8 protein-coding genes are annotated in these 17,144 nt (G+C 40.8%); all 8 read left to right on the top strand.

Going from position 1 to position 17,144, the window contains the following annotated elements; all coding sequences use genetic code 11:
- Positions 1-7: 7 nt before the first annotated feature.
- Positions 8-1,603: a RagB/SusD family nutrient uptake outer membrane protein gene (locus C3K47_RS06800; protein WP_103788371.1), complete on the top strand. Its 1,596-nt coding sequence runs from the start codon at positions 8-10 to the stop codon at positions 1,601-1,603.
- Positions 1,604-1,701: 98 nt separating this feature from the next.
- Positions 1,702-3,087 (top strand): hypothetical protein, encoded by a 1,386-nt coding sequence (locus C3K47_RS06795; protein WP_103788370.1) that lies wholly within the window; start codon positions 1,702-1,704, stop codon positions 3,085-3,087.
- A gap of 60 nt (positions 3,088-3,147) precedes the next feature.
- Positions 3,148-4,899: an alpha-L-arabinofuranosidase gene (locus C3K47_RS06790; RefSeq protein ID WP_103788369.1), complete on the top strand. Its 1,752-nt coding sequence runs from the start codon at positions 3,148-3,150 to the stop codon at positions 4,897-4,899.
- A 16-nt stretch (positions 4,900-4,915) separates the two neighbouring features.
- Entirely contained in the window at positions 4,916-7,342 is a 2,427-nt protein-coding gene (galB, locus tag C3K47_RS06785; protein WP_103788368.1) for a beta-galactosidase GalB, read from the top strand.
- Between the two features lie 173 nt (positions 7,343-7,515).
- The gene (locus tag C3K47_RS06780; protein ID WP_165784652.1) at positions 7,516-9,885 is read left to right on the top strand and encodes a glycosyl hydrolase family 95 catalytic domain-containing protein; all 2,370 of its coding nucleotides are present in this window, start codon (positions 7,516-7,518) and stop codon (positions 9,883-9,885) included.
- A 32-nt stretch (positions 9,886-9,917) separates the two neighbouring features.
- Positions 9,918-11,861, top strand: a complete 1,944-nt coding sequence (locus C3K47_RS06775) for a sialate O-acetylesterase (protein ID WP_103788366.1) — start codon at positions 9,918-9,920, stop codon at positions 11,859-11,861.
- A gap of 774 nt (positions 11,862-12,635) precedes the next feature.
- Positions 12,636-14,972, top strand: coding sequence for a glycoside hydrolase family 31 protein (locus C3K47_RS06770; RefSeq protein ID WP_207765247.1), 2,337 nt, complete (start codon positions 12,636-12,638; stop codon positions 14,970-14,972).
- Positions 14,969-17,131: a glycoside hydrolase family 3 C-terminal domain-containing protein gene (locus tag C3K47_RS06765; protein WP_103788364.1), complete on the top strand. Its 2,163-nt coding sequence runs from the start codon at positions 14,969-14,971 to the stop codon at positions 17,129-17,131. The genes C3K47_RS06770 and C3K47_RS06765 overlap by 4 nt, the downstream gene beginning before the upstream one ends.
- Positions 17,132-17,144: the final 13 nt, after the last annotated feature.

Here is a 17,144-nt window from a genome sequence, read left to right as displayed (position 1 = left end):
TTAAGTTATGAAAAAGATAAAATTATATATACTCACATTTTCACTCCTTTCGGCTGGGGCGTGTACAAATGATTTTTTAGATACAGAATCAGTTACCTTGGTTTCTGATGAAAACTATTATTCTACTACTAAAAACGTTTATTCGGCATTGGTAGGATGTTATGATGGCTTACAAACTGTATGGGCCGGTGGGGTAAGTTTACCTGTTGCTTCAGAAGTAATGTCTGACAACGCCTTTGGTGGTACCGGTAACGCTGATGGATTTAACCATCAAATGATGGATGAGATGGATAAACTAAGGTCTCCATCAGACGTTGACTTGTTTGGAGCAAACTGGTCAGCTTATTATACGGCAATCAATCGTTGCAATACCCTTATTAACAGAACCCAGGAAAAAGAGTGGGGAACTAACCAGGAGTTAATTAATACTTATATAGCCGAAGCTCGTTTTTTACGTGCTTACCTGTACTTTGATATGGTTAGATTATGGGGAAACATTCCATTATTAACTAGTTCTACTACAGAGAACCTTCCTCAGGCTAACCCTGATGATGTTTATAAAGTAATCGCTGAAGATTTAAAGTTTGCAAAGGAAAATTTAATTTCTACAAACTATGCTGCTCAACCGGCAACTGAACGTGGTCGTGCAACTAAATGGGCTGCAGAAGCCTTATTGGGTCGTGTATTTTTGTATTACACAGGTTATTATGGCAAAGCTGATTTAGCTGGAGTTGTATCTAAGGCAGATGCATTAGCAGCAGTGGAAGATGTGATTACTAATGGTGGTTTCTCACTAATTCCTGATTTTAAAAATTTATGGCCTGTTGCAGGTACTAATTATGCAGGTGAAGACAATAGTGAGACAGTATTTGCAATTAAGTATACCTACACAAGTGATTATAACGGAAACACTGATGGTAACCATTGGTTAGTAATGACCGGATTACGTGGGGTGAATAGTTTTCCATATGGTGCTGGTTGGGGTGCTGAAACCGTGAATCCTAAACTGTGGTCGGCATTTAGTGATAAGGATACCCGCAGAAACGCTTCAATTTTATCAATAGAAGGTGAAGGAGTTCCTTTCAACGCGACTAAAAAAGCTGATCAACGTGAGTATACAGGTTACTTCATGAAAAAATATATTCCATTGGTAGATGAAAATAATGTTTCTGTAACTGATCCGTTTGGTCAAAAAAGCTTTATGATCAGCCAGTTTGCCGATTATGTTTCAATTCGATATGCTGATGTATTGTTAATGGCTGCTGAGTTAGGAAGTGGTAATGCCCAGAAATATTTCGATGATGTAAGAAAACGCGCGTATAAAACGAATTTCACTTCATTGGGTGTAACTCAGGATAATATTATGAAAGAAAGACGCTTTGAATTCGTAGGTGAAGGTTTACGTTACTGGGATCTTCTTCGTCAGGGTGTAAGTGTTGCAGCTGGAACTATTGCCGAAACTACAACTGTGTTGAACGGTGGTGTATCAACTGCTAAAACCATTTCTGCGGCTAATTTCAACACGACAAAAGGTTTGCAGCAAATTCCAAATACGCAAATCACACTTTCAAATGGCGTGTTAAAACAAAATGCTGGTTGGTAATCAGTTAATCGATAATTAAATAAATAACGAACGTTAAAGGCAATTGCAATACGAGTAATAACACAAATTGTAATTGCCAATACTTAACAATTTTCGATATGAAACATTTAAAAAAATTCATCTGGGTTGTCCTTATCGGGATATCATTCATTACATCCTGCCAGAAGGAAACATATGAATTGGGCAGATTGCTCGATAAATCAGAGATAAAATTTGAAGTAGTTCAGGATTTGGTAGCCGATCCGGGAGGTAATACTGTTATTTTAATTAACAAAACTCCTGGTACCATTGCAAAATGGGATTATGGTACTGGTAAATCAATGAAGGATAGAGATACTATTCGATATGCTTTCAAAGGAGATTATACTGTTAATTTATCCTTCGCTACAGATGGAGGAATAGTTGAAGCTGATCCCGTTACAGTAAAAGTAACTGCCGATAATTTGAATTATGTAAGTGATCCTTTGTGGATTGCCCTTTCAGGTGGACCTGGTAATGAAAAAAGTTGGGTTCTTGATGTTACAGCGAAATATTTTGCTGGCCCGCTCTTCTTTGCCGGCACAAACAATGAATGGCCTTACACTAAAGAAACAGAGTCATTTGGTTGTGGAGGAAGTGATTGCTGGAACTGGAATCCTCAAAATGATCCAAGCTGGTTAGTTCCATCAGGCGATTACGGTACAATGACCTTTAGCTTAAAGGGCGGTCCTTTTGTGAAAACTAACCATTTAATGCTTTCTGGTCGCGGACAAGAGTCGGGAACTTATTATTTAGATAAAGACAAGAAAACATTAACAATGACAGGTGCTACTCCACTACACGATACTTTCCGCGATGGATGTGTAGGTGAATGGGGTAAAATAAGAGTAATGTCGTTAACAGAAAATACCATGCAGTTAGCGGTATTACGTACTTCATGCGAAGGCCCTTGTTTATTGATTTATAACTTCATTAGTAAAGAATACTCTGACAACTGGGTTCCACCTGCACCACCAGCTGGCGATGACTTTGATGAAGGCTTTAATCCTGCACTAAGCAGTAATGAACTAGTGGATATGTTAACCGGAACTTCAACACGCACTTGGGGTCTTGATGTTAACGGTAACCCTGTTGACTGGGTTGCTAAAGGTAAAGGATGGACTGCTGGTCAAGGTGATTCAAGAGATTGGGGTTGGAACGATAGCTGGGTTGCAGCTGCTACCAATTCATGGATTAAATTTGAAAAAACTGGGTTAAAGTATACTCGTAGCCAAAACGGTACACTTACTTCTGGTACGTTCTCTGTAGACGCAAGCACGAACGAGATTAATTTGGGAAGCAATACGCTTATTCAGAATGCTGGCCATTGGATGAATCCAACTCAAACTACCATTAAAGTAATTAAAGCCTTTAAAGGTGAAGAAGCTACTAAAGGTATCTGGTTGGGTACAGCTTATGATTCAACTAAAGATGAATGGCTTGTATTCCATTACATCACGCAATAATTTTTAATATAACAGAGGTTATCTCAGCATTAAAGAGATAACCTCTTTATTTATTCTACTATGGGCTATAAAACTATACTTCAGCAATGCTTAGTTACAGTTTTCGTTGCAGCTGCGATTTCTTCGTGCAGTAAGGGTTCTCCGGATAACGATAATCCAACTCCGGGTGGTGGCGATGACAATATTACACCTCCTACAGAGGTGCCTGCCTCGGCAACTTCCGGTTTTTTTATGGACGATTGGGCTCCTCGTAAATTTACGGCTCCTCAATATGATTTTATTACGGCTCCATTAACCAAATCATCAGTAACAATTACTGCCGATTACAGCCAGTCGACCAATAAGGTGTCTAAATATATCTTCGGAAATAATACCAATCCTTATATAGGGCAAATGGTGACAGAGCCGACACTTTTAGGTCATTTAAGAGAACTATCGCCAAATATCATCCGTTTCCCGGGAGGTAATATTTCAAGTATTTATTTCTGGAATCGTAATCAAGGTGCAAAACCTGCCGATGCGCCGGATAAATTGCTTTACGAGAATAATTCAGTTGATGCTGGTTATTGGTATGGTAATAATAATGATGGTTGGACCTTATCTGTCAATAACTTTTACAATATGTTAGCGCAGGTAGGTAGTACTGCTATTATAACAGTAAATTATTCTTATGCCCGTTATGGTTTAAGTGACCATCCCGATCGCGCTGCAGCTCATTTAGCTGCTGACTGGGTTCGTGCCGATAAAGGCAAAACCAAATTCTGGGAGATAGGTAATGAAAGTAGTGGTCCTTGGCAAGCTGGTTTTAAGATCGATGTTTCTAAAAACAAAGATGGACAACCTGAAATTATCAACGGTACCATTTACGGTAAGCACTTTAAAGTTTTTGCTGATTCTATGCGCAAAGCCGCAACTGAAGTAGGTGCTAATATTAAAATTGGTGCACAGCTGGTACAATATGATGCCACTAATTCATGGAATGTTGTTGACAGAACCTGGAATGCCGAATACTTCGCGGCAGCTGGAGACTATGCTGACTATTACATAGTGCACGATTATTATACTCCTTTAGGTGCAAATACAGGTGCTGATGAAATTTTAAATTCTGCCGTAAAGATCTCTAAAGATAATATGGATAGGGTGAAAGCTTCAATGCAACAAGGCGGCGTTCCTCAAAAGCCTATTGCCTTAACCGAGTGGAACATTGGTGCCGAAGGAAATAAGCAAATGATCTCTAACCTTAATGGTCTTCATGCAGCTATTGTTTTAGGAGAGCTTGTGAAAAACAATTATGGTATGGCCTCTCGCTGGGATATTGCCAATGGTTATAATAATGGAAACGATATGGGCTCATTCAGTATGGGCGATGATGGTGACGGAGTTACCAAGTGGAGTCCTCGTCCATCGTTCTATTACATGTATTATTTCCAAAAATACTTTGGCGACCGCATGTTCAGCTCATCAGTGAGTGGTTCAAATTCGAATATTTTAACGTATGCCTCAAGCTTTAGCAATGGTGGCGATGCCGGACTTGTATTGGTAAACAAAGGCACCAGCAGCGAAATGGCTTCCGTTGAGCTGAAAAACTTTAAGCCGGGAGCACGTTATTACTACTATGTTTTACAAGGCGGAGAAGGAGGCGATTTTTCTCGAAAAGTATTAGTAAACGGACAAGGGCCATCGGCTCCAGGAGGTGGACCGTTAAACTATTCAACACTAAAAGCCCGGTCGGCAAAATTAACCAGTTCATCGGTTAAACTTGAGTTGCCTGCTCGTTCAGTCGTTTACCTGATTATGGAAAAGGCTAAATAGCCATAAAATCCCAATAATGCATAAGCTAAAATATTTAAGTTGTATTGTTTTAACCGCAGCCAGCGTTCAGTTTGCTGTTGGACAGCATATTTCAAGAAAAACAGAAGCCATTAATCAAAATTGGACCTTTCATTTAGGCCATGTTAAAAACGCCAATGAAACGGCTTTTGATGATGGTTCATGGCGAAAACTTAACCTGCCACACGATTGGAGCATTGAAGGCAGTTTTAGCAAAGACCATCCAGCAACACCGGGCGGAGGAGCTCTGCCCGGTGGTACCGGATGGTATCGCAAAAGCTTTACGGTTCCTGCTGCTAGCAAAGGAAAAACTGTTTTTATTGATTTTGATGGTGTTTATCGCAACAGCGAGGTTTGGATAAATGGCCATTATTTAGGCAAACGTCCAAATGGTTATATCTCTTTCAGATACGATATCAGTGATTACCTTAATTATGGCAAAGACAATGTATTAAGTGTAAAAGTTGATAATTCCGAACAGCCAAACTCACGTTGGTACTCAGGTTCGGGAATTTACCGCAGCGTTTGGTTAACCACTACGGGTAATGTATTTGTAGATCAGTACGGTTCACAGATCACTACGCCCCAGGTTACTGAAGCCAATGCCTCAGTAGTGGTGAAAACCACCATTAACAACAAACTTGCCATGGGAAAAAAAGTAACCCTTAAAACCAGCCTTGTAAATGCACAGGGAAAGGTGGTTGCTCAGCAATCATCGGTGGTTATCCTTTCGGCACAGGCTACTGAGTTTACGCAAAATTTTAAGGTGGATAAGCCTGCCTTATGGTCGGATAAAAATCCGAATCTGTACAAGGCCGTGATCAAAATTGTGGATGGTAAAACGGAGCTTGATGCTTATACCTCCAATTTTGGTATCCGTTATTTTAATTTCGACAAAGACAAAGGCTTTACATTAAACGGAAAGCCATTAAAGATAAAAGGTGTTTGTAATCACCATGATTTAGGAGCACTTGGATCGGCATTTAATGTAAGAGCGACTCAACGCCAGCTCGAACTGCTGAAAGAAATGGGTTGCAATGGTATTCGTACTTCGCATAATCCTCCGGCTCCTCAATTGCTTGATCTGTGTGATCAGATGGGTTTCATTGTTATGGATGAAGCTTTTGATATGTGGAAAAAGGGAAAGAACAAGTTTGATTACAGTTTGGACTGGGATAAATGGCACGTTCAGGATCTGAAAGATCAGGTGAAACGAGACCGTAACCATCCTAGTGTATTTGTTTGGAGCATTGGAAATGAAATTTCAGAGCAATGGAGCAAGGATGCCGCTGATACAAGCGGACGAGCAATAGCCCGGGAACTGGCTTCCATTGTTCGTCAGTTGGATGATCGCCCGATTACTTCGGCAAATAACGAGGTCAATCCTTCAAATAATCTTATCCTGTCGGGGGCCCTCGATTTAATTGGCTATAACTACAACCACGATAAATTCGACAAGTTCCATGAAACGTATCCCGGTAAAAAGTTAATTGCCTCAGAAACGGTTTCGGCTTTACAAACTCGAGGACATTATGATATGCCTTCGGATAGCATGCGTATTTGGCCAACTGCCTGGGATAAGCCTTTACTTACTGGTAACGCCGACCTTAGCTGTTCGGCTTATGATAACTGCCGTACCCCTTGGGGCTCAACGCATGAAGAAACCATGAAAGTGTTTACCAAATATGATCATGTTTCGGGAATGTTCATTTGGACTGGTTTTGACTATTTAGGTGAACCAACTCCTTATCCTTGGCCGGCGCGCAGCTCTTATTTCGGAATTATTGATTTGGCCGGATTCCCTAAAGACGTGTATTACATGTATCAGAGTCAGTGGACAGATAAGCCTGTGTTACATGTTTTTCCGCATTGGAACTGGAAAGCCGGGCAAACTGTTGACGTTTGGGCTTATTACAATAATGCTGATGAGGTTGAATTACTGTTAAATGGCCGCTCACTGGGCGTACGTAAAAAAGATACCGATCAGTTCCATGTTGTATGGCGCGTGCCTTTTGAAGCCGGAACACTAAAAGCTATTTCAAGAAAAGATGGCAAATTGGTGCTTACCAAAGAAGTTTCAACTGCAGGTAAAGCGGCTAAAATTATACTTACTGCTGATAGATCAAAGATCAAAGCCAATGGAGAGGATCTTTCATTCATTACCGCTAAAATTGTGGATGCAAATGGAAATATGGTTCCCGATGCTGATAATGAACTGACTTTTAAAGTTGATGGTGAAGCATTTATTGCTGCCGTTGACAATGGTAGTCCAACCAGTATGGAATCATTCAAGGCTGATCACCGCAAAGTCTTTAACGGTTTGGCTTTGGCTATCCTTCAGGCTAAAAATAAAACAGGCAAAGTGACCTTTACTGCAACTGCTGACGGTCTGCCTACGACAAGCTTACAAATCGAATTAAACTAAAAACACTGTATCTAGAACCAAAAGTCTTGTTTGCAATTTGATGAACAGGGCTTTTGGGAGATACATGAACAGCACTGATGTTGTATTTGAACTTCAAAATGACTCTGAATAAATTCCATCATATTATACTGAAAACCGCCGTAGTATGCAGTTTGACCTTTGGGAGCTGCGTTATGGCTTTTTCTCAAGCTGTTACAGAGTTTTCAAAACCCAAGCGTGGAATTACCAGCTGGCAGCCTGCCGCCAATTGGGAACATGCCTTATTGAGTGGAAATGGAACCATGGGCGCTTTGGTAATGGGGCAGCCTTATGACGAAACCATTATTTTAAGTCATTCTGAATTATACCTGCCTCAAAAGCAATCTAAACAACCTATTGACCAGGCCAGCAGATTAAATGAGATCCGCAGTTTAATGCTGCAGGGGAAATACCGCGAAGCCAGCCTTATTCCGGTTGATCAGCGTACCAAAGAGGGTTATACCGATGCGCGTGATCCTTTTATTCCGGCCTTTGATGTACGGATTGTTCAGCAACCATTAAACATTAAAAAATATCAGCGTTCGGTTAATTTCGAAACCGGTGAAGCCATTGTCGACTGGCAAAGTGAACATGCAAGCTTTCAGCGTAAGCTGTTTGTTTCCCGCGTGGATAGTGTGGTGGTGATTTCCATTAAAGGAACTGAGCTTATTAATTGTTCGATCAATTTCGAGCATTTGCCTGTTGAATGGCAGCAATGGCAGTTTGTGAAAGAAGGCGTTGATGAGATGAAAGGTGGAGTGGAAGATCAATGGCTTACCTATCGCAGCAACTTTAAAGTAAAGAACAAAAGCGGCCTCGAAGGTTATGAAGGTGTGGGCAGATTGGTGCTTAATGGCGGAACTTCCGAGGTGGAAAAAAATAAACTGGTGATCAGTAATGCTAAAGAAGTGTTGCTGCTTATCAAAATAAACCCCTCTTATAATTACAGTAAAAGCCTGGCTAATGATTTAAAAGCGTATCTGTCCAATAAATCAGTTAATTACGATGATCTTTTGGCTAGGCATGCTAAAGTGCATGGCGAACTATTTAATAGGATGAAGCTTAATTTGAACGGCGATGCGAGTGATCGTCTTTTGAATACCGAGGAGTTGATCCTGAAGGCAAAGCATAAAGTTCCGCTGGCGATAATCGAAAAGGCCTTTGATGCAGGAAGATATAATATTATCAGCTCAACAGGCTACAATCCGCCTAATTTACAAGGATTATGGTCGGGAACTTGGACCGCTCCATGGACAGGCGGTTTTACCAATGATGGTAATTTAGCGACTGCTGTTTCGGGTTTATTGCCTTGTAACATGCCTGAGTTAATGAATTCATTTTTTGATTTCCACGAGCGATTAATGAACGATTACAGGCAAAGTGCTGCTTGCTTGTATAATTGCCGTGGCATCCATATTCCGGCGCAGGCCACTAACACCGGTTGGGATACCGATTTCGGTGAAACCTGGTGCCTTACGTTCTGGACTGGCGCTGCCGGCTGGACCGCCAATTTCTTTAACGAATATTGGTTGTATACAGGTGATAAGAATTTTCTGAAAAACCGCGCTTACCCGTTTATGAAAGAGGCTGCGTTGTTTTATGAAGATTTTTTAACAACGGGTAAAGACGGGAAGATCGTTTTCAATCCTTCCTATTCACCGGAGAATAACCCGGGAAACAATCAATCACAAGCCACTTTAAATGCAACCATGGACATAATGATCGCTAAGCAATTGTTGCGTAACTGTATTGCTGCAGCCAAAGTATTAAATACTGATCGCCAGAAAGTACAGTTGTGGGAATCATTAATAAGCAAAATGCCCGATTACCAGGTTGCCGCTGATGGTTCGTTCAGGGAATGGCTTTGGGATGGTGTTGAGGAAAATCATAAGCATCGGCATACTTCTCAGTTATACAGTTTGTATGATCAGGTAGATCCTGACATTATGAACAACCCCGAATTGGTTAAAGCTGTTAGCAGAACGATTGATGAAAAGATGAAGTTCAGGATTGCCGAAGATGGGGGAGAGATGGCTTTCGGATTGGTGCTTTTAGGACTTTCAGCTGCTCATATTGGCGAGGTTGAAAAAACCAATGAGATCGTTCAATGGCTGTCGAGTAAATATTGGTCGAATGGCATGGGTTCTTTCCATAATGTCGGAGCTTTATTCAATACCGATATCAGTGGTGGTTTACCTTATTTGATCTCGCAAATGCTGGTTTATTCAGAACCGGGTAAAGTGTCTTTACTGCCGGTTTTACCTCCCGATTGGTCAAAAGGTGAAATTGAAGGAGTGTTACTACGCGGCCAAACAGAAGTGAAAAAACTCAGTTGGGACGGTAAAAATGTGAATGTGATCTTAAAATCAGCAATTGATCAAACGATCACCTTAAAACTGCCGGGTAACTTCAGTTCCATTACCTCTACTAATTGTCAGGTTAAAAATCAAAATAATCAGTCGAATACCTGCTTAGTGCAATTGCCTGCAGGAAAAGAAGTGGCTATTGCTATAGTGTTGAAATAGTTTATTTCAGAATCGAAATTCAATTTAACTCAATGAGAAATAAAATACTTTTATTCTGTTGCTTTCTGTTAGTTGTTTGCAGCGCAAAGGCTCAATTATGGGTGCCAAGAGTTTTTGGCGATAACATGGTGTTGCAACGAAATATAAATATTCCTATTTGGGGCAAGGCTGATCCCAATGCCAAAGTATTGGTTGAATTTGCCGGGAACAACACCCAAGCTGTAGCGAATGAAAATGGAGAGTGGAATGTTTCATTGCCATCAATGCCTGCCGGTGGGCCTTACATTATGCAAGTGTCGGTAGTTGGCGATAGTAAACAAACCATAAAATTCAGCAATATTATGTTGGGTGATGTTTGGGTGGCTTCAGGGCAATCAAACATGGAAATGAAGATCAGCGAATCGAAAGATGCTGTGGCAGAGATAAAAAATGCCATTCATCCTACTATTCGGTTTTTAATTGTTCCGCATGATGTGTCTTTGCACCCAAAATCAGATATCCTTCCTGAAGCGAAATGGAAACAATGTGATTCGAGTACAGCAGCGGATTTTTCGGCAGTAGCTTATTCGTTTAGTCGTCAGCTTCAGCAAAAAGAAAACGTTACAATTGGTATTATCCAGTCGACCTGGGGAGGAACTCCGGTTGAAGCCTGGACAAGTGAGGAAATGTTAATGACGGTTCCGGAATTGGCCAAAATTGTAACCAAGAATAATAAGGAAAACATTGATGAAAGCATCTTTAAAAAGAATGAAGAGGTAGTAAAAGTTTATTGGGACATTATTTATAACTCTTACAACGGATTAAAAAAGAAAGTTAACGAGCCCGGCTTTAACGATTCGAAATGGCCGGTGTTAAATATGCCGGCTACTGTTCGCTCATGGGGCAAAGGTCCTTATGAGGGGATATTATGGTTCCGCAAAACGGTTGACCTTACCAAATTAGCCAAAGGTAAGAGCTTAAACCTTCATCTGCACAAACCTGAAATGAACTATTCGTTGTATTTCAATGGACAGGAAATTTGCAAAAATGTTTGGAATGCTGCCAAAACGCATACGTATACCATTCCCGCTAAATTGGTTAAAAAGGGAAAAAATGTGGTGGTGTTGCGCATGGCGGCCTTATGGGGCGGGGGAGGACTGAATGATCCTGCAGATAGCTTGTATTTAAGTGATGGTGCTGACAAAGTGAGCTTGGCCGGAGAATGGACCTATATGAAAGGCATCGAAACCGGTATTCCGAAGACGATAAGTTATCAATATACACCTTCGTATTTATACAATGCCATGATCAAACCTATTGTTCCTTACGGAATAAAAGGATTTATCTGGTACCAGGGTGAAGCCAACGTTGCCAATGCTGCGCAGTATGAAACTACGTTTCCGTTAATGATCAACGATTGGCGCATCAGATGGAAGCAGGGGCATTTGCCTTTTTTGTATGTGCAGCTGGCTAATTACATGAAACGCACTACCAATCCATTGGTTAAAAGCGAATGGGCCGAATTAAGAGATGCGCAGGCCAAAACATTAGGCACACCAAATACAGCAATGGCAACCATTATTGATATTGGGGAAGCAGATGATATTCACCCAAAAAATAAACAGGAAGTTGGATTAAGGCTTGCCCTAGCTGCAGAAAATAAAGTGTATGGCAAAAAGGAGGTGGTTTATTCAGGTCCGGTTGCCGATTCGGTAACTATTGAGGGAAATGCCATATGCATTAAATTCAGAGAAATTGGCAGTGGCCTGATAGCTAAAAACGCTGCCGATTTAAAGGGATTTATTATTGCCGGAAATGATCGTAAATTTTACTGGGCAAAAGCAGTGATCAAAGGTGATATAATTGAAGTTAGTTGTGAGCAGGTTATTGCTCCGGTAGCCGTTCGATATGGCTGGGCCGATAACCCTGATTGTAATTTATACAATAAAGAAGGTTTGCCTGCTTCACCTTTCCGGACCGATAACTGGAAGGAATAAAAAAATTGATTGGATATAATTGAATTGCCCGCCAATGCTTTTGGTGGGCTTTTTTGTTTTTTAAAGTTAACATATTAACCACCAATTGTAAACATATTAGCCCCCTTCGATACCTTGGAACTATTTATTTTTGGTCATCATTAATTCAGTCTTTCTATCATATTGACCCTAAAAAATAAAATAGAAATACTTAGCATCTATCTCTTTGAATCGGTATTTAATGAACATGTAGAAGCCATGTGATTTATTATAGAGCATGCATTTAGGTTGGTTGAATTAAATCGGTATTCCTGTTGGTGATTCTCATGCGCCAACAGGTTTTTTTTGACATCAACCTTAAAAAACAACTTTTTACGGCTCTTAACTTGAATTACTGAATTGTTAAAAACAAACCACAGAATGGTACAGCGTTACACGAAGTAATGAACCTTGTGCAACTCTGTGTTACTCCGCTATCCTTAATTCTACAACTTTTGAGTCTGATCCGCTTTTTTCGGCTTAAAAACTAAATATCTTTTAGCGATCTCGTCTTATTTGCTATTTAAAGCCTGTTTTAAAGATCAGGTTAACATCTTTCACCCTAATCGTTAACATCACAGTCCCATTTCTAGCTAAATCTAAGCTTAAATTCGAAGCTAGTAATAACTAGAAGTAACCAATTTATACTATTAAGAATTTATGTTTATGAATAGATTTTTTACTAAGGGGGTAATAGCCTTTATGCTACCTATGTTATGGTTTTTTCCCCAGGTGTTAAAAGCGCAGATACAGAACATGAAACTTTTAAATGTTCCTGTCGATATAAGTGATGACTTCAAAAGCTTTACTAATACCTATTATTTAGCTGATAGTTTGTCACAGTTTGATGCTGCTACCGGAACGGGAAGAGTTGTTTATAAACGCTATGTGTACTCATCCCGCCAGGCTTTTGATAATATGCTGGGTGTATTGAAACCTGTTAAAGCAAATGAGTTCCCTGAAACTGAATATGAAGCCTCTCCATCATTGCCGTTCTCCATTCAATTTGTATCGCCTAAAACAATACGTGTTCGTGCAAGTTCGGGCTTTCAGGTAAAGCCAAATCCCGAGTCGTTAATGTTGGTTAATGGTAAGGCTCCTGTTGATACCAGATCATGGAATTACAGCAAAATTTCTGGCGGCCATCGCTATGCCAGCGATTATGGTTCGGTGACTATTATGGAGCATCCTTGGCGAGTGGAAATAAGGGATGCAAAAGGAAAGCTGTTGACCAAAACCATGCATCACGTAGATAATGCCGATTCTTCATATACCCCGGTTCTTCCTTTCTCCTATGTACGGAGGGCCAGTGATTATTCAAGAAGCATGTCGGCGGTATTTTCACTAGGGCCTGATGAGAAGATCTTTGGTTGTGGAGAGTCGTTTACTCAGTTTAATAAACGAGGCCAAAAAGTAGTGCTTTGGGCCGATGATGCCAACGGTGTTCAAAATGAAACCATGTATAAGCCTATTCCTTTTTTTATGAGTAATAGGGGTTATGGTATGTTCATGCATACTTCTTCTCCGATCACCTGCGATTTTGGTAAATACTTCAATGGCGCTAATTCATTAATGATCGGTGATGATGAACTTGATCTGTTTGTCTTTTTAGGAGCTCCTAAAGATATTCTTGATGAATACACCAATTTAACCGGTAAAGCCGCTATGCCTCCTTTATGGTCGTTTGGTTTTTGGATGAGCCGTATTACCTATTTCTCTGAACAAGACGGAAGAAATGTTGCCGCTAAGCTTCGCGAGAATCAAATCCCTGCAGACGTTATCCATTTTGATACCGGCTGGTTTACCACCGACTGGCGCACCGATTACAAATTTGCTCCCGATCGTTTTAAAGATCCTGCTAAAATGATGACAGATCTTAAAGCAGATGGATTCCATATTTCCTTATGGCAGTTGCCATATTTCACGCCTAAAAACAAATTATTTCCAGAAATAATTGAAAAAGGATTGGCTGTAAAAGACGCTAAAGGAAACATTCCATACGAAGATGCCACGCTCGATTTTTCTAACCCGGCTACAGTTACCTGGTACCAGGAGAAAATTGCAAGCTTGCTTAAAATGGGAGTAGGCGCTATTAAAGTTGATTTTGGTGAGGCCGCTCCTGATAATGGTTTATACTATTCGGGTAAAACAGGTTTTTACGAACACAACCTCTATCCGCTTCGATACAATAAAGCCGTTGCTGACATTACTAAACAGGTAAATGGAGAGAACATTATCTGGGCACGAAGTGCCTGGGCAGGCAGTCAACGTTACCCTTTACATTGGGGTGGCGATGCTGAAAATACCAACACCGGTATGGCTGCTGAGTTAAGAGGTGGTTTATCGTTTGGGTTATCAGGGTTTGCGTTTTGGAGTCATGATATAGGTGGATTTGTGCAGAAAACGCCTGAAGATCTATATCGTCGCTGGGCGGCATTTGGCTTCCTAACTTCACACACCCGTAGTCATGGTATGCCTCCTAAAGAACCTTGGGAATACGGCGAATCCTTTAATAATTACTTCCGATTAGCCGATAATATGCGCTATCAGCTAATGCCTTATATCTATGCACAAGCGAAAGTGTGTACCGAAAAAGGCTTGCCGATGGTTAGGGCTTTATTCGTAGAATATCCTAACGATCCGGGATCGTGGCTGGTTGATGATGAATATTTATTCGGATCAGATATTTTGGTTGCACCGCTTTTAGAAAATGTAACCGAGCGTAATGTGTACCTGCCTCCTGGCAAATGGATCGATTATCAATCCGGAACTGTTTATGAAGGTGGCTGGAGAAGTATTGCTCCTGGTGCCGTTCAAGCGGTGATTTTAGTAAGAGATGGAGCGGTAATTCCTCATATAAAATTGGCTCAATCAACCATGAAAATGGATTGGTCGACATTGAAGCTGGTGGCTTATACAACCGGAGCACAGCAAGCAAAAGGTTTTGTTTGTTTGCCTAAAGATAATGTGCTGCACGAAGTAACACTTGATAACCAGGGAGGTTTCTTCAAACTGAATAAAGATTGGTCAAATGGGGCCATTCGTTGGGAAATTCAATCGAATACAGAATATAATAAGTCGGCAGGTAAATGAAAGTAGCAAAAGCCTTCATTCTTAGTGCGCTGTTTATTGTTTTTAATATCACATTAGGATGCACTCAGCAGCGATACCCATTTCAGGATCCTAAACTGGATGTTGAAAAGCGTATAGATAATCTAATTTCTTTGCTTACGCTTGATGAAAAGATCAAATGTTTAAGTACTAATCCCTCAATTCCTCGGTTAGGCATTAAGGGCTGTGACCATATTGAAGGCTTACATGGTGTAGCTCTAGGCGGACCGGGGAAGTGGGGTGGTGAAAATCCAATTACCACTACTCAGTTTCCGCAGGCTTATGGGTTAGCCGAAACCTGGGATACTGAAGCTTTGCAAAGAGTGGGTGATATTGAAGGGTATGAAGCTCGCTATCTTTTTCAAACTGATAAATATGAAAGAGGAGCTTTGGTTGTACGTTCTCCCAATGTTGATTTAGCTCGCGACCCGCGCTGGGGTCGTACCGAAGAATGTTATGGTGAAGATCCATTTTTCAACGGAACCATGGCAGTTGCCATGATCAAAGGTTTGCAGGGAAATGATAAGCGTTACTGGCAGGCAGCTTCTTTAATGAAGCACTTCCTTGCCAACAGTAACGAAAACGGCAGAGATAGGACCTCATCAGACTTTAGTGAAAAGTTGTTTCATGAATACTATTCCGTGCCTTTTAGAATGGGAGTAGAGCAAGGAGGTTCAAGGGCGTTTATGGCATCGTATAACTCCTGGAACGGAATTCCAATGATGGTGAATCCGGTATTGAAGAACGTGGCTGTAAATCAATGGAAACAGAACGGAATAATTTGTACCGATGGTGGAGCTTTAGGCCTATTGATTAAATCACACAAATACTACTCCGATGATGCTGCTGGAGCAGCTGCAGCCGTTAAAGCAGGAATCAATCAATTTCTCGATCATTATGATTCGGCCATCCGACATGCCTTAGAGAAAAAACTGGTTACTGAAAAGGATATTGAAGCAGTGATCAGGGGAAACTTTAGGGTGATGATAAAACTCGGCTTGCTCGATCCTCCGGAATTGAATCCATACTCAAAAATTAAAGATGGACCGGAACCGTGGCTTTCTGAAAAACATAAAAATGCCGTTAGGGAAGTTACCCAAAAATCGATCGTGCTGTTAAAGAACGATCGGAATTTGCTTCCGCTAAATAAAGCTAAGGTAAAATCATTGGCAATAATCGGCAGTAAAGCTGATCAGGTGTTGCTCGACTGGTATAGCGGAACACTACCTTATGTGGTAACTGCCTTACAGGGAATAAAGGCTAAAGCAGGAAGTAACATCCAAATAAATTATGCTGAAAATAATGCGGGTAATGCCGCTGTTAATGCGGCCAAAAACTCGGAGACTGCGATAGTTATTGTGGGCAATCATCCTACTTGTAATGCAGGCTGGGAACAGTGCCCTGATGCTGGCGAAGGTAAAGAAGCTGTAGACCGTAAATCGCTTACGCTTACCGAAGAGGAATTAATAAAAGAGGTTTACCAGGCGAATCCGAATACGATTGTGGTATTGATCTCGAGTTTTCCATATGCCATTAACTGGACCCAACAAAACGTGCCTGCTATTTTACACATGGCACAAAACAGTCAGGAGCTAGGCAATGCCTTGGCCGATGTACTTTTTGGGGATTATAACCCTGCAGGAAGACTGGTGCAAACATGGCCAAACAGCTTGGATGAATTGCCGCCAATGATGGATTATGACATTACTAAAGGCAGAACCTATATGTATTTCAATGGAAAACCGTTATATCCTTTTGGTTTTGGTATGAGCTACACCAATTTTACCTACTCCAATTTAAAAGTAAGTAAAACTAAAATGAACGCAAACGGAGAAATAACCGTTAGTGTTGATGTGAAAAACGTAGGAGCGCTGGCAGGGGATGAGGTGGTTCAGCTATATGTAAGTTATCCAAATTCAGTAATAAAAAGACCTCTCAAACAGCTTAAGGCATTTAAGCGGGTGGCTACAAAGCCAAATGAAGTAAAAACGGTTACAATGCCCTTAAATGCTTCTTTGTTGGCTTATTGGGATGAAAATCTTCATCAGTTTAAGGTAGAAGAAGGAGAAGTTAAATTGATGATAGGCGCTTCATCGGCCGATATCAAATTAGAGAATACAATAGAAATCAGCAATAAATAAATGATCAGGTTAT

Origin of the sequence: Solitalea longa (assembly GCF_002920915.1) — a bacterium.
In the GTDB taxonomy this organism is placed as follows: domain Bacteria; phylum Bacteroidota; class Bacteroidia; order Sphingobacteriales; family Sphingobacteriaceae; genus Solitalea; species Solitalea longa.
The sequence above is the reverse complement of the archived record's forward strand: the minus strand, read 5'-3'. Positions and strand labels throughout refer to the sequence as shown.